Origin of the sequence: Halorubrum sp. Ib24, from assembly GCF_002252745.1 — an archaeon.
In the GTDB taxonomy this organism is placed as follows: domain Archaea; phylum Halobacteriota; class Halobacteria; order Halobacteriales; family Haloferacaceae; genus Halorubrum.
Genome location: NZ_NHOX01000024.1, coordinates 116,916 through 139,503, shown reverse-complemented (window position 1 = coordinate 139,503; position 22,588 = coordinate 116,916). Strand labels below are relative to the sequence as shown.

Here is a 22,588-nt window from a genome sequence, read left to right as displayed (position 1 = left end):
CCACCGCGTCGCCGGTCCCGAACGACTCGACCCCGCGCGCGAAGCGCTCGCTCACGGCGCTCGCGGAGTCGTCCGTCTCCGCGGCCACGGCCGCGGCCGCCGGGCCGGGGTCGGTCCGCGCGGCCGCCCAGCCCGCCGCGGTCCCCGCGAGGAACTGTCGCCAGGGGTCGTCGGTCCGCCGGAGCGGGGCCGCCGGACCGACGAGCGTGAGCCCGTATATCGGGAAGTGGTCGCCGATCGAGAGGACGTCGACCGTCCGGTCGTCCGCTTCCAGTTCGAGCGGGTCGGCGAACGACCCCGTCGCCACGTCGGCGTCGCCCGCGATCAGCCCGCCGCGCTCCTCGCCGTCGGCGTCGACGAGTTCGACGTCGCGGAGCAGGTCGGCCTGCGAGAGGAACAGCCTCGCGAGCAGACACGTCTCCGAGCCCGCGGTCGTGAGGATCCGCCGTCCGCGCAGTTGGTCAACGCTCTCGAACGGCTCGCCGAAGCGGTCGCGGACCGTGTACAGCACCGTCGCGGTCCGCTGGTGGACCACGGCCAGGGGCACGACCGGGCGGTCCGCGGCCAGCGCCCGGACGACCGATCCGGCCCCGACGAGCGCGACGTCGGCGTCCCCGTCGAGCACCGCTTCGAGCGCTCGGTGCGAGCCGCGGTGGGCGGTGACCCTCGTGTCGAGCCCCCGTCGCTCGTACGCCCCCTCGCCGAGGGCGGCGTACAGCGGGAGGTGGAGCGCGTTCGGGCGCCAGTTGAGCGCGACGACGACCCCGCGGTCGCGTTCGATCGCCGAGTCGTCGTCCGGTCCGACCAAGGGGTCGGAACCCTCCGTCGGTCCCGGTTCGACGCCCGCGACCGCGGTCCCGCGCTCGAGGAGGGCCGCCGAGTGGGCGCGGTACACGCGGTCGACGGTCTCTCGTCGGTCGCTGACGGGTCGCCACGCGTTCGGCGGCCGTCCCCCGCCGGACGACTCGACGGTCGCTCGCTCGACTAAGTCCCGCGCTTCGAGCTTCGAGACGGCGTCGCCGACGGCCTTCTCCCCTAGCCCCGTCCCGATGCGGATCGCCATCGACGTCGCCCGCGCCCGCTCGATCCGGTCGTGGTCGCGGCGCAGGAGGAGGTACGCCAGCACGCGCGCCGCGTCGCGGCCGAGCCCCGCCGCGAGCCGCTCGACGAGCGCGCGGTCGTCGCCGTCAAGCACCCAGTGTTCAACCGTGTCCATCGTTCACGTATGTGTCGAAGCGAGATAAAAATGCTCGCCTCGGCGACCGGCGGGCGCCCACGTCTTCGGGGGCGGGTCGAACCGATCGAATTCCCACCGATCACCCGCCGATCGGAACGCCGCCGGTCACCCGCCGATCGGAACGCCGCCGAAGACGAGGATCGCGACCACCCAGTACACGGCGTAGAGTCCGCCGAGGACGACCCCGTGCCAGCGCTTCAGCTCTCCCGAGTAGAGGAAGTACGCCGCCAGCGTCGTGACGAGGATCACCGACGGGAGGTGGAACGTCAGGACCGACCGAGAGATCTCGATGTCGCTGAGCAGCATGATGACGCCGACGTTGCCGGTCACCGAGAAGAGGACGCTCCCGATGACGTTCCCCACGCCGATCTCCGGGACGCCCCGCCGCACCGGCTCGATCGTGAGCATGACGTCCTCGAACGTCAGGATCGCCGTCAGCACGGTGGCGCCGAAGACGGTCTGTTCGAGGCCGAACCCCTCCACGACGACCTCCGAACCGGCCTCGAGCAGCATCGACGCGAACACGATCCCGGCCAGCGCGAGGACGGCGAGCGCCATCCACGGCCACCCGGACGCGGACCGACCGCCGACGAGCCGATCTTCCGGGATCTCCGAGAGGGACCCCGGCGCGGTGACCCCACCGTCGGCCCGGAGCGACTCGCCGAGGTCGGTGTTGCGAAACACCGGCGTGTCGCGCTGGCGCTCGCGGAGGACGATGTACCCGAACGCCAGGACGAAGAAGCCGAGAAGCGCCAGCCCGTGGACGGTCGTCAGGGTCCCCGCGAGCACGAACGGGATCAGTAGTATCGGGCCCAGCGCGAAGAGGACGACGTAGTCCGTCGGGAGGTCGACCGGGAACGGCCTGACGATCGCGGCGAGCGCCAGCGTGACGCCGACGATCGCCAGTCCCGTGCCGAGCGCCGTTCCGAGCGCAGCCCCCTCGAGATCGCCCGCGGACAACACGAGCGCGAGGACCGTGTCGTCGAACTCGATCCCGGTGAAGACGATCGCGAGGGTGAACAGCGACACTCGCAATCCCAGGGCGGCCCGAGTGAGATAGCTTATCAGCTTCTCGACACAGAAGGTCAGTACAACGGCACCCACGAGGAGCGCGGCCACGGCGCCCGCCGGTCCGAGCTCCTCGACGAAGCCCTCGATCTGTCCCTCGATACCGCCTTCACCCGACTCCTCCGCCGCTTCGCCCCCCTCCTGTGCGGCCGCGGGAGCGACCGGGACCGCCAAGAGCACCGCGACGACGAGCGAGGCGACGATCAGCCGAGAGACGTTCATGGCCGTCGACACGTCGGGATCCGATATGAAAATACGGAGTCATGTATCGAATTCCGTTGAACGACTGTACATGCGATTCCGCTCAGCGGCCGTCGGAGGTGAGTGCTGGCCGCCAATCCGGCAGTCCTTCGCTCGAAAACGGACGCCTCCGAGATCGGGTCCAACCCGACTCGTCGGGCGCGCGTCCCACTGCAGGGGGGGTCGACGGTCGCCGCTTGCCGAAGCGTCCGAACCGATGCGACGGATCGGATAGATTCGCGAATCGGTCCCGGAGTGTCGTTCAGACGAACGACGCCCATCTGAAAGCGACCGGATCGAACCGCTCATCGGCGGTTTCTGTTCAGGAGCCTTATTATTATAGAAATATGGCATTTCCGTCGTAATATATTTTAACACATACTTCTATCTGTCTGCCGATTTCCGCGTCGTTCGTCCCCAAAACAGACGACCGGTTTCGCAGAGGACCGCCGATGTGGAACCGCTTCGCCGACGTACAGTATCACGCCGTCGACGAGGGAACGTCGTGTATTCGACGGGAAGATGTCGCGCCACCGACGAGGGGACGCCGCGCCGTCGACGCCCGAGGTCGCGCCGTCTGCGTCGTGTTCGTCGTGAATCGTCGCGAACGAGCTCCAGGCGGTCTCGATCCCGTCAAGTCAAGCTCTACGTGTGACGAATCGGTCAGTCCGGGGTCCACGGCGGCGTACGGCCGATATCTCCGCCTGTCGAGGCGAATCGCGAACTCATCGAGGGAGACGCTATCGGACGTTGTCAGTTTCTGACGAACTTTGTTGGCGACGCTCCGCGGACCGACCTCTTGTCTCCAGTCGTGAACGGAGCGCTACTTTGATTGGAGTCGAATACATAAAATCTTATAGTAGTATATTAAACCGGTAGCTCGGCCGAGAGAGATCGAATCCCGGGCTTCGGTAGCACTGACGGTGTCGTCCCCGGGGTGACGAAATATCGGCTGAATGTCGGGCCGTTACGTCGGAGACGACTCATTCGTCTGAATGTATCGCTCGGTGGCACGGATCGATCGCGCCGCCCCGGGAGTCGCAGGCCCGTGCCGGCCGTCGGGCGCGGAGCCGTTCTAGTCCGAGCAGTAGTTAGACGGGGTCATGAGCCCTGATCCACCAAGTCAACGAGTTATTCCTCTTGCATGTGTATTGATGACATGGATCGTATCCTAAACGAGGTAACGAACACAGTCCACAAACGGACGCCCGGCGCATCGGCCGTCGAAACTCCGTGTGGCGTCACGTACAACGTCGCAGACGAGCACCTTCGTCGAGTGTCCACCGACAGCCTCGTGGCGACCGCCACGAAATGCGGTCGCTGTTTCGATGACGGAGGCGGATACTGAGTTCACCGTCCGTCGGGACGGACGCCTCGCACCGCATCCGGCTCGCATGACCGTGTCGATCTCGTAATACGTATGCCCTCGGTCGCCCGTCACTCCCCTCGGGTTTTGCGGGTTTCAACGGTGCTCGTTTCGAACTCGCACGGCCGAGAGTGACGCAAGTAAAAGCGGTCGGGTCCCGGCGGCTCAGGGATCGTGCTCGCGAACCGTGAACTGACACGCCGGCTCACCCGAGACGCGCGACTCCGGGAGTCACGGGTCCTCGCAGAGAGGAAGAGAAGGGCGAGCCGGACGAATTGCGTTCAATTCTCCCGTGGCTCTCACGCGCCCAGCAAGCGCGCGACGACACCCGCGAGCACGAGTATCCCGCCGAGGATGAACGTTCCCGGAAGCGGGAGAGCGAACACGACCACGCCCACTACGATGACGATCGTCGAGGTTCGCATGCGGGATTTGATTCATCTCCGCCACTCATAACGGTTGTGCCGGTGCCAAACGGAGGCTAAATCGGCCGAAAAACGCCTTGCTACCCGAGTGTTCGCGGTGCAGAGATACATGGGCGCTGCAGGCTCCGGTTCGACCGCCGAACGAATCGACCTTTCAGACGTGAGGCGGCCGAATTGGAGAGTTTATGTGGACAGAATTTGACACTTAACATGCTGTCCTGTGACCAGATGAGAGATACATAGCGCAGAGTCACCCGAATTAGCTGCCTCGACAAACACAGCAAATGACTCGGCTACTCTATTATCGATCGTTGTGTAGGTGGGGTAAATCGTTTTCAGGCTCGTATACGTACTTGATTTATGGGTCACGATAGCATACCACATCAAAATGCGGAGTCACCAATTAGTGACATCGCGTATCTAGCGCGGTCCGAACACCGCGTTCCGACACTCGTCGCGCTGACAGAGCGTCCCCGGAGTCGCTCTGAACTCTGTGAGTTGGCCGGTGTCTCCTCCTCCACGATACGGCGGACACTGGATGAGTTCGAAGACCGGGTCTGGATCCGCAAAGACGGCTACCAGTATACAGCGACCCGGCTCGGTGAAGCGATAGCTTCAGCAATGCAGGACCTGATCGAACAGGTCGAAACAGAACGAAAATTGCGTGACGTCTGGCACTGGCTTCCTGAGGAGGTCAGCGATTTTCCCATCGAGACGTGGGACGCGATGACCATCACTGTTGCCGAACCCGATTCACCGTACCGCCCGATCGACCGATTCGAGTCGCTTCTCAAAGAGACGAACGATCTTCGATTAGTTCGCCCTGAAATTGCTTTGATGGAGCCGTGCTTTGAGGTTCTCGTTCAACTGATCGATGAGGGGGTTGACGTGGTCTTGGTGGCTCGACCGGAGAGTCATACGTACTTTCTTTCGACGTACCCGGAGCGAAGCGTAGAAATGATGCAACAGGACAATTTCACCGTTCTGGAGCACGATTCCCTCCCTCCATGTGGAACTGGTCTTCTCGATGAGCGTGCCGCCATCAGCTGTTACGAACAGGACAGTGGGACGGTCCACGTGTTGATCGACACCGACGTAGCGGCTATCCGTGAGTGGGCACAGTCGGTGTGCGACACGTACGCGTCAGAGGCTCAGCCAGTCGAACCCCCATAGAATGGAGATTACCGATTTCATTACTGAAACTGATCCGTACGTAGGCTGCTGTAATCTCGGCTCGTTCCAAGGGTTCGTCCTAGAGTTGACCGGGGAGGCGTTCGGTCCCGACCGTCCTCGGGTCGCAGAGGGTGATGATTTTGCAGCGACTGCCAGGCCAGCAGTTCCTGGCGAACTATCACAAATTAACTACAGTATCTTTGCCGTCGTATCGTCGCTGGCAGGGAGGTGACCCACATGACCGACGACCAGCACACCTCGCACGGCATCGACCTCGAAACACTCGAAGGGTTCGCCGAACACGCAGCTGACGACCCCGAAGCTGTCCAGCTCGGCCTCGAAGCGTCAGCAACCTACGAGGGGACGGCCGCCCACAGCTTGGCAAAGATCGATAGCTACGAGCTCGGGGGAGAGACGGTCGCTCGTGATACGCGCGAATACACGATTCCCTACGGGGGCTGGAAAGAAGTGTTGGAGGCGGGAGGATGGATCGGAGCGACCGACCGGATGGAGCCAATTGAAGCGGCGCTGTCGGCGCTGGCCGCCTGTATCAACGTCGGCATCACGATCAACGCCGCCGCCAATGACGTGGACATCGACCACCTCCAGACGCGTGTCCGGACCGATTTCGATCCAGCGGTGCTGTTCAGCCTCAAGGAACTCAAAGAGGCCGACTCGGCGTTCGAGAACCTAACCGCCGAAATTGAAATAGACGGCGAGGACCTTGATCAAGACCAGATCGACGAGTGGGCACGGCGGGCACCCGTCTACACGCTCGTCTCGCTCGCTCAGGACGTCGAAATGGCCGTCGCTTCGCCCGCCGAGGTGGCCGGAGACGACTAACCGGTGACAACCAATGAGCGAATCACTCGACACGGACAAACTCGAACGCGAGGTCAAGTCGATATATCAGGATGTCGCGAAGTCCGCCGACGCCGAGTTCCACTTCGAGACGGGGCGCGATCTCGCCGTCCGCCTCGTGTACGACCCCGACGACCTTGACTACGTTCCGGACGCGGCGATCGACTCGTTCGCGGGTGTCGGCTACTACTTCGACTTGGCAGCGCTTGAATCAGGTGCGGACGTGCTTGACCTCGGCAGTGGCTCGGGGATGGACGCCTTCGTCGCCGGGCTACACGCAACTGAGACGGGTGCAGTAACGGGCATCGATATGACCACAGAGCAAGTCGAGAAGGCCAACGACCTCGCAGTGGACAACGGCTTCCACAACGTCACCTTCCGCGAAGGGTATATCGAGGACCTCCCGTTCGAGGACGCATCGTTCGACGCGGTGGTCTCGAACGGCGTAATCAACCTTTCCGCCGAGAAGAGAACGGTCTTCGAGGAGGCGAACCGGGTGCTCAAACCGGGTGGGCAGCTGGCTCTGTCCGACATCATCAGCGAACAACAGATGCCCGAGAGCATCAAGTCCGACGCGGACCTGTGGGCTGCCTGTATCGGTGGTGCCGAACAGATCGACAGCTACACGACGTTCATCGAAGCTGCTGGCTTCTCAGTGACGGAGATCCGAGAGAACACACAGTACGAATTCCTCTCTGATCGGGCGGCCAACGCGTGCGAGAAGTACGGTGTCAAGAGCGTCACGGTCGGGGCAATGAAGTGATCAGTATGGCGACAGAAAAATCAGTCACAGACGAACAGGGAGAACAGGTCCAGTTCGAGTCGCAGGTCCGGAAGGGGGCGGCGCTGATGGCTCTCGCCGGAATCGCGTTCGTCGGCTACGGTGTCGTGTTTCTCGTGCTGAACTTTGTGGGGAGTGGATTTGAACTCGGAGTCAGTACGCTGGCCGGGATGACGGCCGCCGATCTCGATCCGACGGTGGCGTACTACATCAGTCACCTCCACGTGGCCACCGCTGCGTTCATCATCTCAACGGGCATCGCCGTCGCGGGCCTCTCGTGGTACGGCGTGCGCCAGGGGCGCACGTGGGCGTGGGCGACGGCGATCGTCAGTGCCGTCGTCGGCCTGGCGCTCGCGTTACCGATGCATTGGACGGGAGATGCGTTCGCTCACGATTGGGTGACGCATCTCGGACCGATCTACCTGGCGACGATTATCTTCATCGTCGGGGTCGTACTGTCGTACCGAGGAGTTCAGACTACGTAGCTGATTTCACCGAGTCCTGCCTTCATTTATGAGTTTAATATCGGGCGTCGTACTGCACACTGGTCAGGGGTTGACCCTTGGGGAGTACCTGTTTCGGGTGATCGTTCATCTACTCGCCGTCGTCGGCATCGGTGTAACAGTCCACTGGGGTATCCGAGCGATCGAAACCATCCGTTCGGAGAACGGCAGGCGGGGAAGTATCAATGACAATGAACTGTGACACCTCATAGACTTCTGATGCGTTCGTAAGAACCTGTGTCATCAGAACCTCGTCCCACGGGAAACGTGGCCACAATCTACTTGTGAACCGTCTATTACGAAAGGTGGGAAGAACACGAGTGGGTGTGAAACCACATCTACCGTCTAGTTTCTGTGCTCACAAGCAAAACTACGGCCACTCGTCAATCGGCGATTAATTTTTTTAAATGTGGCCAGTTTGGCTGTACGCGAATCCCGGTGACATCCACTCGCCCAATCGCCCATCGAACGAAAGCAAGGTCTAGACCGTTCGACCGATAATCGCCGCGCTGTCTGGCGATTATTTCGCCTCAAATCATGGGCGCTGCAGGCTCCGGTTCGACTGTCGAACGAATCGACCTCTCCGGCGTGAGGCGCTCGAATTCGAGGGGCTGAGAAGCGCCTAATTGGCAGGAAACAAATGGATTTCTGGAGTTGTGTTGAATTTGGGGCGCGTCTCGGCCACCCGTTAAATTGGGAATCAGAGGTCGCTAGGTCTCCAACCGTTCGAAGGAAAGTGGTCTCGCAGCGTCCAAGTACTCCTCATAGAACGACTCCGCCCAAGAAACTACGTGAGGATTCTCCGTTTCCAGAAGCCCCTTCGGCACGACGTCATTCCCTTCTTCATTTTCTTCGCATAACCAGATCATTGCAGTGTCGTCAACCAGATGCATGTTCATTGGTACGTGACCTTCGAAGACCCACATCTGGTCTGCTACTGCCGACCAAGTCTCGGCCCGTTCCGGGTCGTTCCGAATGATTTCGATGAACCGCTCTTCAATAACACCTTCAAATTCGAGGCTTCCCGCTTCTACTTGATCGCGGATCACTTGCATATACTGGGGAAGGGAGTTCTGAGTCAGACCTCGGTACGTGTTTGCGTCGCTGATTCGATCCAACCCTCGATCGAACGCGGCAGTCGGATTCGCTTGCGTCGGCAACGTGATCCGTGCGTCGTTGAAATAGGAAAAATCAAGATCGTAGACCGGTTCGGGGAGCCAGTTAATCGCCGTCCCAAGATGCTTGACGCCTTCCGTAGCCGCGATTGACCGTCGAATTTCGGTGATCATCGCCTTTCCCCTCGGAGTGATCCAGTATTTACTGCCCTCCGAGCCAACCCATTTCCGTGTTTCCGCTTCATTGAGGACTCGGGCTACTGACGACCGTGGAACACCTGTGTCCTGTTGTAACTGACGCCGGGAGGCAGGCTCTTGAGTGAGCGCACTCAGGACGAGAATCCGATTCTCTGAGTTAGCCAAGAATTGGATGTCTTCCAGTGCACTCTCCATGCTAAACTCTAACACAATCATTGACAAAAAACCATCGTGGGATACGTGAGGTATCAACGGCGAATGTCGGTTCCTTATCGCCCGAATTGTCCGGTGAGAGAGTCAGCGTAATTGTACACGGCTGGCTTCGAAGACGACCGGGAGATAGAAATCAGATATCCGATCTCAGACCATGAGAGGATTCCTACGGAGTAAGGCTTAGCAACGCCGGTCACAATCGCCGTTGAGGTCAAACTATGACACAAGCCACCATGGAGTCCGAACGACTTGTGACCGGATACGTGGAAGCGTGGAACGAACAGGACTACCCGGCGATACCGGAACTCGTTTCCGAATCGGTCGTCGTGCGCAATCCGACGGCTCCGGAAGGGGTCATCCATGGCCGGGACGAGCTGGAGGCATTCATGCGCGGGGTCACAGCGGGTTTCCCCGACTTTCACGTGACGATCCTTGATCTGTTGGCCGGCGAGAATCAGGTGATGTACGAAGCGGAACTCACAATGACCCACGAGGGAGAATTCGAGGGGATCCCCCCGACGGGACGCGAGGTCAAGATTCGGGAAATGGCCAACTGTCGCGTCGCAGACGGTCGCATACAGGAGTACCGAATCTACTTCGATCAGCAGGAGGTGTTTGAACAGCTTGGACTATCCGAGTGAGTTAGCGTGAGATTGAGGAACCGTTTCGGGCACGTTTCTTTTTGAATTGGGGGACAGTCCCAGTAGATCAGTAAAACGCATCACTCGCGTAGCGGCGCGAGTTTAATATGGAATCGAAACGATTGAGACATCCTCGAAACGCAAACGAGTAGACTCCATCTGTACCGAAACACCCTCTATAGCACGTCTGCAGCAGATGAACGTTCAGCCGGTTGGCTCAATATTCTGATTCATTCGGAACACGTTTTCGGGGTCCCACTCGTTTTTGACCTCAACCAAGCGGTCGTAGTTCTCGCCGTAAGCGGCCCTGACTCGCTCACTCTCATCACGACTGAGGTAGTTCGCATACACGCTGTCGGTCGCGTGCGGAGCCATCGCCTCGTGAAACGACTGGGCCCACCCGATAAGTTCGTCGTCGCGCTCGGGGTCGGTCCACTTCGGTGCTACGGTAAAGGATAGAGCGGCGTCCCGGTGCGGGAAGGCGGTAGCGTCAGGGTCGATACGGCTGATTGCTCCCTCCATCCACTCCAGAAAAACCGTCGTAAACGGTGATGGGATCGGCGTAGCGTGTTCAACCATCGTCTCGATGGCCTCATCGGAGAGCCCTTCCAGGTTATGTGACTTCCAGTAGTTCCGATGGCCCTCCTGATAGATATCGTCGGAACTCCGTTGAGAAACCGTATACGGCTGGGGCTGTACGGTGTCCGCGATCGGATCTCCAACCTCTCGGAGTGGTTGGAGCGCCGCTCTCCCATTCTCGATGTCGCCCGCGTAGAACGGTATCAACACGAGAACGGTCTGTCCGTGGAGCGGCTCCGGGAACTCCGGGAGCGGTGGTACTTGCGTGAAGGCCGCGTAACACTGCACGGCGTCAGGGGCGTCGGTCATGAAATCGCGGTAAAAGCGCAGGACGTCCGGGGCGGCCTCAACGGGATGGATGACACGCCCGGTCAGTACGTCTGGCCCGACTTCGTGTAGTTGGAACTCGAACGACGTGACGACACCGAAGTTTCCGCCGCCACCGCGGAGCCCCCAGAACAGGTCCGGATTCTCGCTCTCGCTGGCATGGACGAGATCGCCCTCGGCGGTGACGACGTCTGCCGATAAGAGGTTGTCAATAGCGAGGCCGAATTTCCGATCGAGTCGCCCGAGCCCACCGCCGAGCGTGAGACCGGCCACTCCCGTCGGAGAGACGATCCCGCCCGTGGTAGCCAGACCGAACGCCTGCGTCTCGTGATCGAGGTCGGCCATCGTCGCTCCTGCTTGGACCCGCGCGATCTGTGCTTCGGGATCGACCCGAACGGCGTTCATCGGTGAGAGATCGATCACTAGGCCGTTATCGCAAACAGCGTCGCCCGCGACGTTGTGTCCGCCGCCTTTGACCGCCAAAGGCAGGTCTAGGTCCCGAGCGAAGTTCGCCGCGGCGATCACGTCGGCACTTCCCGTACACCGGGCGATGAGTGCCGGTTCCTTGTCGATCATCGCGTTCCACACCGTCCGGGCGTCGTCGTATCCCGCATCGCCGGGTCGGAGCACGTCCCCGTGCAATTGGTCGCTGAACGATTCCACGGTCGTTTCTTCGAGGTTTGCTGTCACCATGGATTCCCTCCTGTCCGCTGTCCAGCCCTACATAGAACGAAGCGGAACTTTCCATTACTCTCTGGGCGAATGCCCACGGCATGAGTATCTTTAACATATTGTATATTGATGTCAATTCACACGGAATTAGCGAATATGACCGACCCAGACACGTTTCCCGAGGGGGCATTAGAGGACATCGCCTATCTCTCGCGGTCGAAGAGTAGAGTCACAATCCTCGCCGCACTCGCAGCGAGGCCCTGTACGCGCCGCGAGTTAGAAGACGCGACGGGCATCCCCCGGACGACGCTCGATCGGACCGTCAACGAATTCGAGGAGCGAGGCTGGGTCGTCCGTACTCCCGACGGGAACTACGGGGCGACACCGATCGGTGACCGCGTCGCGGCTGAGAGTAAGAACTTCGTCGGAGCGATACGGGCTATCCGAACGCTCGGTGACGCAGTAGCTTGGCTTCCGGACGGGCTAGCGATCGGGCTCCGCCATTTCGCGGAGGCGACCGTCAGGCGTCCCGAGCCGAACGCGATGAACGCTCCGACCACGTTTGCGACCAAGCTGATGCGGGAAGCGACTGAATTCGCGTGTCTCGTGAATACGCTCCCGTCGGTAGGGTTCGAAGACGCCATGGTTAACGGAGTCCTTGACGGACGCCTGACGACGACCCACGTCATCACCGACGGGGAGCTCGCCGTTCTCCGGGAGGACGCAGACCGCGTATCCCGCTGGCAGACGTACGTTGAGGCGGGAGCCAATTTGTACTGTTATACGGGTCGAATCCCGTGCAATCTCCTCGTTATCGACAATACCGTGCTTATTCTCGATCGGCAGCCAGAAGCCGTGGAGGGGATCGAGAGCACGAACTCGGTAGTCCGGTCGTGGGCCCAAGAGCTGATCTCCGAGCACCGGGAAGATGCCGAACGACTCGATGCTACGGCGTTCGCCTGAGCGCCGACGAGCCCACCAGACGATTCCCTGTGATGAATGCACAACCTCTTCGACACGGTGTTTTGACGGTAATCGGATCGGTCGGTTCTGGTCGTGCCACACGGATAGCGCCCGTTCCACCGATATATCTCTGACTCGGAGTAGAACGCGCCAACGCAGGGTCATGTCTCGGGTAACGTCGCCGGATCGACCAGCTCCGCTCCCGCTCGGTATTCCTCGTACAACGACTCTGCCCACGAGAGAACGGTACGGCTCTCGGTGACCAACGCCCCTTGGACCACCAGTTCATCTCCGCGTTGTTCATCCAACCAGATTATCACGGTTCCATCGATAATGTGCAGACTGATCGGGACGTCCCCCTCGTATCTCCACACTTCATCCCGCTCCGCTGGCGCACGCCAGTGTGGCACCACTTCCGGCCTCCCAACGAGGGTATCGAAAAAACTGGCCTTCATGACGGCTTCACACTCCAGCTGTCCCGCGATGGCTTGCTCGTTAATCAGTTCTGTCAACCGAGGCACGCCGGTCCACGCGAGCGTTCGTATCCGGTCCGCCGTACGGATTCGATCAGAGACGAAATCGAATGGCTCGGTCGGATTGGCTGGGCGTCCGGTGATAATCTCGGCTTCACGGAATAATCGATAATCGAGGTCGCGTGTCGGTGCTGGTAACCACGTTATCGCCTCCCCGAGATGCTCGATACCCTCGATTGTCTGCAGAGAGTCACGAACCGCTTCAAGCGTGATCGTTCCCTTAGTCGTCAGTTCGTAGCGGCTTCCCTCGGAGTCAATCCAGCCCCGTGATTCGCCCTCGTCAAGAATCCGGGCCACGGTCGCCCGGGAGGCACCCGTTCGGTCGGCGAGGGCACTACCCGTTGTAACGCCGTCGTCAAGCGCCTCGAAGACCGGCACACTGTGTGCCGAATTCGTGAAGAACTGAAGCACGTTCCGCGCGGAATCCATGGTATCTGTTAGCGTGTGGTGGAGTACGCCCGTACCGTATCTAAAGGTATTCCCGAGAACGAACGCCTGTGAGGTGATTGGCTCCCACGTGAACAGTCGATGATCGTTCAACAGACTGCAAACATTTGCAGGGAACCCAAGTATTCTCACAAAATAATGTTATGACATCACATGACAAATGAGACATTGGGGTGCTAACGAATGTCCCAACCCGACACCATCGATCACGAATCGCTCATGCACGAGTATACCGAGCTGTGGAACGGGGACTTCTCAAACCTAGACGTCGTCGCCGAATCGGTCGATGTCCATCTTCCGTCGCTATCTGGTGGTGAGATTCACGGACGCGACGCCTTCGAAGCGTACCTCCGAGAGCTTCGAGCGGGATTCCCCGATTGGCACGTCACGATGGACAATGTGCTCGCTAACGACGGGGTGGTGGTGAAGGAATGGACGGTGACGGCCACACACGAAGGGGAATATAATGGGATTTCCCCGACCGAGCGCACCATCGAGATCAGTGGGATGGCAAAGATCCTGATCACGAACGGCAAAGTGCAAGAAGATCGCCTCTACTACGATTTCCACGAGGTGATCGAGCAGCTTGGTCTTACAGATAGGTGAGATCGATTCTTACTCGTTTTCGAGTTGGAGAGGACTGAGTGTAAATAGACCTGTTTAGCTAGCTGAGGTCGGAAGTCCGATCATTTCAAAATCGGACATCGAGGTAGATATCATAAAACCCCTACTCGTGGTTTTTAGGCAATTTCTTCCGTGATCTTCGGCTCTAGGCCCTGTTGTTCGATCTCCCATTCGAGGTATCGCTGCAGTGATTCTTCGAAAGGCCGATGGTCGATTCCGAGTTCGCGTTTGGCCTTCGAGTTATCGACGAGCACTCCACCAGTAGCGAAAAAGCCGAGTAGCTCGCTTTCAAACCCTTCCGGTGGACGAGTGAAGGACTCCAGTCCTGCCACCCCGTAACTCATCAACTGAAAGACCGTCCCGGGCACCGCCCGCGGAGCCGGAATCCCTGTAAGTCGTTCCGCGAGATCAAAGACATCGACGAAGTTACGCGGTTCGCTCGCAATGATGTATTCTTCCCCTAGCTCGCCCTCGTCCATTGCCCGTTTGATGTTTGCGGCTGTGTCCTCAACGTAGTCGAACGGGAGGACGAAATCATTCGGGATCATCGGGAGTTCTTGTTTGAGGTAGCCAGTAAAGCCAGTCCGTGGAGTGCCACCGTAATCCTTGTCGCCTGGTCCAAAAATCGCTCCGAGTGAGACTATTACCAGTGGAAGTCCATCGTCAATCATCGGCTCCGCGACCTCGTAGTGTGCCTGCCATTTCGTTCGCTGATACACCGATCTAAAGGTATTTGGAGATCGGTATGATTCAGTGACGTATTCGCCGCCCGTATTACCGTAGACTCCGACGGTGCTCACGTAGACGCCCTTTGGCACGTCCAGCTCGTCCATCAATTCGAGAACATTACGGGTCCCATCGACGTTGATGCGTTCGGCCTTCTCAGCATTCCATGGCCCAGGCCCGACTTGGAACCAAGCAGCCAGATGGAACACTCCATCGACGCCATCCATGGCGTCGCGCATACTCTCTTTATCTGTAATGTCACCCTCAATTATTTCAACGGGTTCTGGTAGATGTTCAGCCTTAGTGAGGTCACGGGTAAGCACAACTACTTCATGCCCATCGTTCACGAGGATCTCCACGAGATGAGTACCAATGAACCCGGTACCACCAGTGACAAAGTATCTCATAAAGTAAATTTATATAATGAATCTTCATATATGTTTGGGTGGATCACTCTTTTCCGCCATGTAGGTTCAGCTATTTCATACCTCACTTCTAATTAACCCCTTGCTGTACAAATCCTCTATATTCAGCATGAGATATTTGACAGACTATAGATGGCCTCTGTCCCGGGATTCCTACCGGAGCAGCGACCGTGACATCAGTCGGCGATTGATTTTCTCATCTACCACCAGTTTGGCTGTACGCGAACTCCCGTGACGTTCACTCGATCGTTCACACATCGAACGAAAGCACCGGCGCTGTGTTCGATAGGAACATAACCCGCCGCGGTCAGGCGATTACATCCTCAAAAATATGGGCGCTGCAGGATTTGAACCCGCGACAGCTTGGTCCGAAGCCAAGCACTCTATCCAGACTGAGCTAAGCGCCCGTACCGTTTGCTATCTCGTTAGACGTTTTAAGTCCCGCGGTTCGGAAGCGTCGGATAGTCGTCATCGACGGCTCTCGGGTTCGTGACCGCGAGCGATCAAAAAGAATATTATCGGGACTGGGTATGTATCTCTTAGTAGATGTGTCTTGGTCGTCCGGCCTGCCAGCCGAATGAGTGGCCCGGTTCGCTCCCGTCGTCGAGGTGCGCCCATGTATGATCTGAGGCCGCACTTCGACGAGGAGGTCGACCCCGGGACGAACCTCCTCCTCACCGGCCCGCCGCTGACCGGCAAGCGGTCCATGATGATGGACGTGTTGGCCGCCGGGACCGACCGCGGCGACGGCGCGATCGTCGTGACCACGAAGGACGGCGCCGACCGCGTCCTGAAAGAATACGAGAAGCGGACGCCCTACGGGGGAAAGCCGGTCGCCGTCGTCGACTGCGTCACGCGCCAACAAGGCGTCAGCGACGCCCGCGAGTCGGATCGGATCAAGTACGCCTCCTCGCCGGTGGATATGACGGGAATCGGGATCAAGCTCTCGGAGTTCCTGCAGGCGTTCGGCGACCGCGGCATCGAAGAGAACCGCGTGATGGTCCACTCGCTGTCGACGCTGCTGATGTACTCGGACCTCCAGACGGTGTTTCGGTTCCTTCACGTGTTCACCGGGCGCATCCAGAGCGTGAACGGACTCGGGCTGTTCAGCATCGACTCGACCTCCCACGACGACCAGGCGATGAACACCCTCAAACAGCTCTTCGACGGCGTCATCACGCTCTCCGAGGACGGCGAGCCCGAGATTCGGCTGGCCTGAATCAGCCGGTTCGATACCTCTTCTTCTCGTTTCGACCTCCCCGACTCCGGCCGGGCCGGGCTCGATCGCTGCGGCCTCGATCGCTGTGGCCTCGATCGCTCCGCCGGCCATCGAGTTCGAGTGATGGATTTAATCGCCGCCGCTGCGAACGCTAAGCTATGCCCGTCACCGACGACGAGGGACTCGACCGACTGCTCGACGCCGACACGATCGCCGTCGTCGGCTGTTCCACGACCACCGGCAAGGCGGCTCACGACGTGCCGGCGTACCTCCAGCGGCACGGCTATCGAATCGTTCCGGTGAACCCGTTCGCCGACGAGGTCCTCGGTGAGCCGGCGCACGACGAGCTCGCGGACGTCGACGCCGAGATAGACATCGTGAACGTGTTCCGCCCGAGCGAGGAAGTGCCCGAGATCCTCGACGCGGTGCGCGAGCGACACGCGGCGCGCGGCGACGCGGGCGCGGCTTGGCTCCAGCTCGGGATCACCCACGACGAGGCGGCCGCGGCCGCGGAGGCCGACGGGATAACCGTGGTACAGGACCGCTGTATGAAGATCGAACACGGCCGCCTCCGCGGATAGGGCCCGGCCCGAGTCGCGACTAGCCCTCCCACTCCTCGAACGAGCGGTACACGCCCTTCGAGAGGTAGCGCTCGGAGGAGTCGCAGAAGACGGTGGCCACCGTGTCGTGGGGCGCGTCGATCGCGCCGTCGCGGATGTCGCGGGCGACCCGCTTGGCCGCGATGGCGTTCGCCGCGGCGGAGGAGGCGACGAGCTGTCCCTCTTCGGCCGCGAGTCGGCCCATCTCCTCGTGGACCTCGCGGTCGGGGACGGTGACGATGTCGTCGACGACGTCCGGGTCGAAAAGCTCGTTGCGGTCGATGTCGTGGGTGCCGATCCCCTCGGTCTTGTACTCCTCGTGCTCGACCTCCTCGCCGAGGAACTCGCGGTACGCGGAGCCGGCGGGCTCGACCGCGACGACGTGCGTGCCGGGGTCGCGCTCGCGGAAGTAGCGGGCCATTCCCATCAGCGTCCCGCCCGTGCCGCAGCCGGCGACGACGGCGCCCACCTCGCCGTCCAGCGCCTCGTCGATCTCGGGGGCGGTCGTCTCGTAGTGGGCCTCGGCGTTGAGCGGGTTCGAGAACTGCTGGGGGACGACCGCGTCGTCGAGCTCCTCCGCGATGGCGTGTGCGCGATCTATCGCGAACCCCATCCCGTCCTCGCTCGGGGTGTTGACGACCTCCGCGCCGAGCGCGCGCATGAGCTGCTGTTTCTCGACGGAGAACCGCTCGGGGACGACGAACACCGCGTTCAGCCCGAGCTGTTTCGCCGCGACCGCCAGCCCGATCCCGGTGTTGCCGGCGGTCGGCTCGACGACGGTGCCGCCCTCCCCGACGTCGCCGCGCTCGAGCATGCGTTCGAGCATGTGCTTCCCGATCCGGTCTTTGACGCTCGCGCCGGGGTTGAACGACTCCAGCTTCGCGTACACCGGCACCGCGTCCGGCGAGTCGTGCACCCGGACGAGCGGCGTCTCCCCGATCGTCTCCAACACCGACGACAGGGGCTCCCGATGGGTCGTCATGTTCCCGAGATCGTTGCCGCCCCTTTTGCGTGTTTCCATGAGCGCGTCGATCAGGGTGCGACGCCGGTCCGGTGAGTGACGCCGTGCCGGTGAGTGGCGGCGTGCCGGGGATCGAACAAACTTATGCCCCTCGTCCGGTTCCGAAGAGGTATGAGCGAGACCGATGCGCAGGCCGACGTGACGGTCGTCCTTCCGGACGGATCAGAGCTGGACGTTCCGGCGGGGGCGACAGTCGAGGACGTCGCCTTCGAGATCGGCCCCGGGCTCGGTCGCGACACCGTGGCGGGGAAGATCGACGGCGAACTCGTCGAGAAGCACGCCGAGGTCCACGACGGCGCGCGGATCGAGATCGTCACCGACCAGTCCGACGAGTACCTCACCGTGCTTCGCCACTCCGCCGCCCACGTCTTCGCGCAGGCCCTTCAGCGGCTCCACCCCGAGGCGACGCTCACCATCGGCCCCCCGACCGACGACGGGTTCTACTACGACGTGACCGACGTCGACCTCGACGAGGACGACCTCGACGCCATCGAGGACGAGATGGAGGCGATCATCGAGGCCGACTACGACATCGAACGCGAGGTCCGGTCCCGCGAGGAGGCTACGGAGATCTACGCCGACAACGAGTACAAGCGACAGATCTTGGAGGAGGAAGCCGACGACGAGGAGGTCACCTTCTACGTGCAGGACGACTGGCAGGACCTCTGTCAGGGCCCGCACGTGGAGTCGACCGGCGAGATCGGCGCGGCGGCCTTACTGGAGGTCTCCGCCGCCTACTGGCGCGGCGACGAGGAGAACGACACGCTCACCCGCGTGTACGGGACCGCGTTCGCGTCCGAGTCCGACCTCGAGGAGCACCTGGAACTGCGCGAGGAGGCGTTAGAGCGCGACCACCGGAAGATCGGTCAGGAGATGAACCTCTTCTCGATCCCGACGGTGACCGGGCCGGGGCTCCCGCTGTATCACCCGCCGGGGAAGACCGTGCTCCGCGAGCTCTCGAACTTCGCCAACGAGCTCAACCGCGAGAACGGCTACGAGGAGGTCGAGACCCCCCACGTGTTCCGGACGGAGCTGTGGAAGCAGTCCGGACACTACGAGAACTACAAGGACGACATGTTCCTCCTCGACGTCAACGACGAGGAGTACGGGCTCAAGCCGATGAACTGCCCGGGCCACGCGACCATCTTCGACCAGCAGTCGTGGTCGTACCGCGACCTCCCGCAGCGCTACTTCGAGAACGGGAAGGTGTACCGGAAGGAGCAGCGCGGCGAGCTCTCCGGGCTCTCGCGCGTCTGGTCGTTCACCATCGACGACGGGCACCTGTTCGTCCGTCCGGACCAGATCCGCCAGGAGATCGAGTCCGTCATCGAGATGATCTTCGAGGTCGTGGAGACGCTGGACCTGGACGTCGAGGTCGCGCTGGCGACCCGCCCAGACAAGTCCGTCGGCGGCGACGAGATCTGGGAGTCGGCCGAGGAGCAGCTCCGCGACGTGCTCGAGTCCGGCGGCTACGACTACGACGTCGAGCCGGGCGACGGCGCCTTCTACGGCCCGAAGATCGACTTCGGCTTCGAGGACGCCCTCGGCCGCGTCTGGGACGGCCCCACCGTCCAGCTCGACTTCAACATGCCCGACCGGTTCGACCTGACCTACACCGGCGAGGACAACGAGGACCACCAGCCGGTGATGATCCACCGCGCGCTGTACGGGAGCTACGAGCGCTTCTTCATGGTGCTCGTCGAGCACTTCGACGGCGACTTCCCGCTGTGGCTCGCGCCCGAACAGGTCCGCATCCTCCCCGTCTCCGACGGGACGCTCGGCTACGCGCACCGCGTGAAAAACGAGCTCGAAGACGCCGGCTTCCGCGTCGAGGTCGAGGACCGCGACTGGACCGTCGGCCGCAAGATCCGGGCGGGCCACGACGACCGGCTCCCGTACATGGTCATCGTCGGCGACGACGAGGAGGAGTCCGGGACCGTCTCCGTGCGCGACCGCTTCGAGAACCAGCGCGGCGACGTCGAACTCGACGCCTTCGTCGACCACCTCGTCGCGGAGCGCGACGAGAAGCGGACCGAGCCGGACTTCGTCGGCGACGACTGACGCGGGCCGCGCGCGACCCCCGAGCCGGTGCGGTTCGGTTGGGGATCCCGTTGCGCGTTCCGTCGCGTTTTTATCATCTCCGCTTCGTTTGTCGCGTATGTCGAATCAGGTTCCGACGGTCGACGAACGGCCGCCCGACGTCGGGGAGCTGACGCCGCCCGATCGCACGCTGATGGGGCCGGGTCCGAGCGACGTTCACCCGCGGGTGCTGAAGGCGATGAGCACGCCGCTCGTCGGTCACCTCGACCCCTCGTTCGTCGAGATCATGGACGAGGTCCAGGAACTGCTCCGGTACACCTTCCGGACCGACAACAAGTGGACGATCCCGGTCTCGGGGACGGGGTCGGCGTCGATGGAGGCCGCGATCGGGAACCTCGTCGAGCCGGGCGACACGATGCTGGTGCCCACGAACGGCTACTTCGGCGGGCGGATGCGGTCGATGGCCGAGCGCGCGGGCGGCGACGTCGTCGAGGTCGACGCGCCGTGGGGCGAGCCCCTTGATCCGGTCGACGTGGAGCGCGCGTTCGACGAGCACCAGCCGGACGTCTTCGGCTTCGTCCACGCCGAGACGTCGACCGGCGTCCGCCAGCCGGACGTGCCCGCGCTGACCGATATCGCGCACGCCCACGACGCGTACGTGATCGCGGACTGCGTCACCTCGCTCGGTGGCGTCGAGATGCGCGTCGACGAGTGGGACGTCGACGCCGCCTACTCCGGCCCGCAGAAGTGCCTCTCCTGTCCGCCCGGCGCGAGCCCGCTCACCCTGAACGACCGGGCGATGGAGAAGGTGCTCTCGCGCGACGAGCCGGCCCGCTCGTGGTACCTCGACCTCTCGCTGCTGGAGGGGTACTGGGGGGAGGACCGCGCGTACCACCACACCGCGCCGATCACGAACGTGTACGCGCTCCGCGAGGCGCTCCGACTCGTCGCCGAGGAGGGGATCGAGGAACGGTGGGCCCGCCACCGCGACGTCGCCGGCGAGCTGAAGGCCGGCCTGCGGGACCTCGGACTTGAGATGAACGCCGCCGAGGAGTACTGGCTGCCGAGCCTGAACGCCGTGCGCGTCCCGGACGGCGTCGACGACGGCGTCGTCATCGACCGCCTCCTCGCGGAGTACGACCTCGAGATCGCCTCCGGGCTCGGCGACCTCGAAGGCGACATCTGGCGGATCGGCTGTATGGGTCACTCCGCTCGCCGGAAGAACGTCGAGTACGTGCTGGCGGCGCTGGCGGACGCGCTGGCCGAGCAGGGGTTCTGAGCGGTCGGGAGCGCGCCGCACCCGCTCGCTCCGGCCCACACCCGACTCGCCAGCGCGGGGTTTATTAATACGGGTCCCTCTCCTTGGTAGGGGATGAACGATCTACGAACCGGACTGAGCTACGGGGACGTGCTGCTCGTCCCGCAGCGGTCGCCGGTCGACAGCCGGAGCGACGTGGACCTCTCGACGCCGTTCACGCCGAGCCTCGAACTGGAGACGCCGCTCGTCTCGGCGGCGATGGACACCGTCACCGAGGCGGAGCTGGCGATCGAGCTGTCTCGCGCCGGCGGACTCGGCGTGCTTCACCGGTTTCTCACCGTCGACGAACAGGCGGCACGGGTCGAACGCGTCGCCGCCGCGGGCGAGCGGGTCGCCGCGGCCGTGGGGATCAACGAGGACTACGTGGCCCGGAGCGCCGCGCTGGTCGCGGCCGACGTGGACGCCGTCGTCGTGGACGTCGCGCACGGGCACCTCGAGCGGACGATCGACGCGGTCGAGGCGATCGCCGAGGAGTTCCCGGAGACGGACCTCGTCGCCGGCAACGTCGCGACGCCCGCGGGCGTCGCGGACCTCGCGGCCGCCGGCGCGGACTGCGTGAAGGTCGGGATCGGCCCCGGCTCGCACTGCACCACGCGGAAGGTCGCGGGCGCCGGGGTCCCGCAGCTCACCGCCGTCGACGACTGCGCGACGGCGGCGGAGGACCTGGACGCGACGATCTGCGCCGACGGCGGGATCCGCACCTCCGGCGACGCGGTGAAGGCGCTGATGGCGGGCGCCGACACCGTGATGCTCGGGAGCCTCTTCGCCGGGACGACGGAGGCGCCCGGCGCGGTCGTCGAGGTCGACGGCACGCGGTACAAGCGCTCGCGGGGGATGGCGACGACCGCCGCCGCCGAGGACCGCGACGACAAGGGGACCGACGTGGTCGCCGACGAGGGGGTCGAAGCGCTGACGCCGTACAAGGGGCCGGTCGCGGCCGTCGCCAAGGAGTTCTGTCAGGGGATCCGCTCGGGGCTGTCGTACTGCGGCGGGCACACGATCGGGCGCGCCCGCACCGAGGCCGAGTTCATCCGCGTCGCGCCCGGCGCCAAGGAGCGCGAGGGGTTCCACACCGACGACGACTGGGAGGGGATCAGCGTCGACAGCGAGACGCAGCGGGTCGGCGACGCGACCGACGAGAGGCCGGCCGAAAGCGACGACTGAATCGCGGGAGACGCCCGACCGACGACTGAGTGACCGGAGACGCCCGACCGACGACTGAGTCGCCGATCGAGGGACGCGTGGGGGCCATGCGTCTGTCTGACTCACTCGCG

At 62.4% G+C, this 22,588-nt stretch carries 20 protein-coding genes and 1 tRNA gene; 12 read left to right on the top strand and 9 right to left on the bottom strand.

Annotation, left to right across the window (positions count from 1 at the left end; all coding sequences use genetic code 11):
* The 3 genes from DJ82_RS06100 to DJ82_RS15475 form a co-directional block, all read right to left on the bottom strand.
* A partial coding sequence (locus tag DJ82_RS06100) for an ABC transporter substrate-binding protein (RefSeq protein WP_094581305.1) occupies nt 1-1,216 on the bottom strand: 1,216 nt, incomplete at its 3' end.
* A gap of 126 nt (nt 1,217-1,342) precedes the next feature.
* Complete coding sequence (locus DJ82_RS06095) at nt 1,343-2,527, bottom strand: sodium:calcium antiporter (RefSeq protein WP_094581304.1); 1,185 nt, start codon at nt 2,525-2,527, stop codon at nt 1,343-1,345.
* A gap of 1,683 nt (nt 2,528-4,210) precedes the next feature.
* The gene (locus DJ82_RS15475) at nt 4,211-4,336 is read right to left on the bottom strand and encodes a hypothetical protein (protein WP_254921573.1); all 126 of its coding nucleotides are present in this window, start codon (nt 4,334-4,336) and stop codon (nt 4,211-4,213) included.
* A 360-nt stretch (nt 4,337-4,696) separates the two neighbouring features.
* Here DJ82_RS15475 and DJ82_RS06085 point away from each other — a divergent pair, with 360 nt between their 5' ends.
* From DJ82_RS06085 to DJ82_RS06070, 4 genes are all read left to right on the top strand, one after another.
* Nucleotides 4,697-5,509: a winged helix-turn-helix domain-containing protein gene (locus tag DJ82_RS06085; protein ID WP_094581303.1), complete on the top strand. Its 813-nt coding sequence runs from the start codon at nt 4,697-4,699 to the stop codon at nt 5,507-5,509.
* Between the two features lie 237 nt (nt 5,510-5,746).
* A complete protein-coding gene (locus DJ82_RS06080) occupies nt 5,747-6,352 on the top strand; it encodes an OsmC family protein (protein ID WP_094581308.1) in 606 nt (201 codons plus the stop codon).
* Nucleotides 6,353-6,365: 13 nt separating this feature from the next.
* A complete protein-coding gene (locus DJ82_RS06075; protein WP_094581302.1) occupies nt 6,366-7,133 on the top strand; it encodes a methyltransferase domain-containing protein in 768 nt (255 codons plus the stop codon).
* Nucleotides 7,134-7,138: 5 nt separating this feature from the next.
* On the top strand, nt 7,139-7,636 hold the full coding sequence (locus DJ82_RS06070) for a hypothetical protein (protein WP_094525845.1): 498 nt from the start codon (nt 7,139-7,141) through the stop codon (nt 7,634-7,636).
* 728 nt (nt 7,637-8,364) lie between these two features.
* Here DJ82_RS06070 and DJ82_RS06060 read toward each other — a convergent pair.
* Nucleotides 8,365-9,162, bottom strand: a complete 798-nt coding sequence (locus DJ82_RS06060; protein WP_094581307.1) for a winged helix-turn-helix domain-containing protein — start codon at nt 9,160-9,162, stop codon at nt 8,365-8,367.
* Nucleotides 9,163-9,398: 236 nt separating this feature from the next.
* Here DJ82_RS06060 and DJ82_RS06055 point away from each other — a divergent pair, with 236 nt between their 5' ends.
* Nucleotides 9,399-9,821 (top strand): ester cyclase, encoded by a 423-nt coding sequence (locus tag DJ82_RS06055; protein WP_094525841.1) that lies wholly within the window; start codon nt 9,399-9,401, stop codon nt 9,819-9,821.
* Nucleotides 9,822-10,025: 204 nt separating this feature from the next.
* Here DJ82_RS06055 and DJ82_RS06050 read toward each other — a convergent pair whose 3' ends face one another.
* Nucleotides 10,026-11,420 (bottom strand): FAD-binding oxidoreductase, encoded by a 1,395-nt coding sequence (locus DJ82_RS06050; RefSeq protein WP_094581301.1) that lies wholly within the window; start codon nt 11,418-11,420, stop codon nt 10,026-10,028.
* A 135-nt stretch (nt 11,421-11,555) separates the two neighbouring features.
* Between DJ82_RS06050 and DJ82_RS06045 the strand changes: the two genes are divergently transcribed.
* Entirely contained in the window at nt 11,556-12,362 is an 807-nt protein-coding gene (locus DJ82_RS06045) for a winged helix-turn-helix domain-containing protein (protein WP_158217281.1), read from the top strand.
* Nucleotides 12,363-12,523: 161 nt separating this feature from the next.
* Here DJ82_RS06045 and DJ82_RS06040 read toward each other — a convergent pair whose 3' ends face one another.
* Nucleotides 12,524-13,435 (bottom strand): winged helix-turn-helix domain-containing protein, encoded by a 912-nt coding sequence (locus DJ82_RS06040; RefSeq protein WP_198948021.1) that lies wholly within the window; start codon nt 13,433-13,435, stop codon nt 12,524-12,526.
* Nucleotides 13,436-13,525: 90 nt separating this feature from the next.
* Here DJ82_RS06040 and DJ82_RS06035 point away from each other — a divergent pair, with 90 nt between their 5' ends.
* The gene (locus tag DJ82_RS06035) at nt 13,526-13,948 is read left to right on the top strand and encodes an ester cyclase (protein ID WP_094522726.1); all 423 of its coding nucleotides are present in this window, start codon (nt 13,526-13,528) and stop codon (nt 13,946-13,948) included.
* A gap of 134 nt (nt 13,949-14,082) precedes the next feature.
* On the opposite strand, the gene DJ82_RS06030 is transcribed toward DJ82_RS06035, so the two are convergent.
* Nucleotides 14,083-15,099, bottom strand: a complete 1,017-nt coding sequence (locus tag DJ82_RS06030) for an NAD-dependent epimerase/dehydratase family protein (RefSeq protein ID WP_094557248.1) — start codon at nt 15,097-15,099, stop codon at nt 14,083-14,085.
* A gap of 350 nt (nt 15,100-15,449) precedes the next feature.
* Nucleotides 15,450-15,524 (bottom strand) — tRNA-Arg (locus DJ82_RS06025).
* Between the two features lie 209 nt (nt 15,525-15,733).
* Here DJ82_RS06025 and DJ82_RS06020 point away from each other — a divergent pair.
* Together DJ82_RS06020 and DJ82_RS06015 are read left to right on the top strand one after the other, a co-directional pair.
* A complete protein-coding gene (locus DJ82_RS06020) occupies nt 15,734-16,336 on the top strand; it encodes a recombinase RecA (protein ID WP_094522784.1) in 603 nt (200 codons plus the stop codon).
* A gap of 158 nt (nt 16,337-16,494) precedes the next feature.
* Complete coding sequence (locus DJ82_RS06015) at nt 16,495-16,917, top strand: CoA-binding protein (RefSeq protein ID WP_094522786.1); 423 nt, start codon at nt 16,495-16,497, stop codon at nt 16,915-16,917.
* A gap of 19 nt (nt 16,918-16,936) precedes the next feature.
* On the opposite strand, the gene DJ82_RS06010 is transcribed toward DJ82_RS06015, so the two are convergent.
* Entirely contained in the window at nt 16,937-17,917 is a 981-nt protein-coding gene (locus DJ82_RS06010; protein WP_094581300.1) for a PLP-dependent cysteine synthase family protein, read from the bottom strand.
* A gap of 123 nt (nt 17,918-18,040) precedes the next feature.
* Between DJ82_RS06010 and thrS the strand changes: the two genes are divergently transcribed.
* From thrS to DJ82_RS05995, 3 genes are all read left to right on the top strand, one after another.
* Nucleotides 18,041-20,017, top strand: coding sequence for a threonine--tRNA ligase (gene thrS, locus DJ82_RS06005; RefSeq protein WP_198948020.1), 1,977 nt, complete (start codon nt 18,041-18,043; stop codon nt 20,015-20,017).
* A gap of 97 nt (nt 20,018-20,114) precedes the next feature.
* Complete coding sequence (locus DJ82_RS06000; RefSeq protein WP_094522792.1) at nt 20,115-21,275, top strand: alanine--glyoxylate aminotransferase family protein; 1,161 nt, start codon at nt 20,115-20,117, stop codon at nt 21,273-21,275.
* A 93-nt stretch (nt 21,276-21,368) separates the two neighbouring features.
* Entirely contained in the window at nt 21,369-22,478 is a 1,110-nt protein-coding gene (locus tag DJ82_RS05995) for a guanosine monophosphate reductase (RefSeq protein ID WP_094581298.1), read from the top strand.
* The last annotated feature ends 110 nt before the right edge of the window (nt 22,479-22,588 follow it).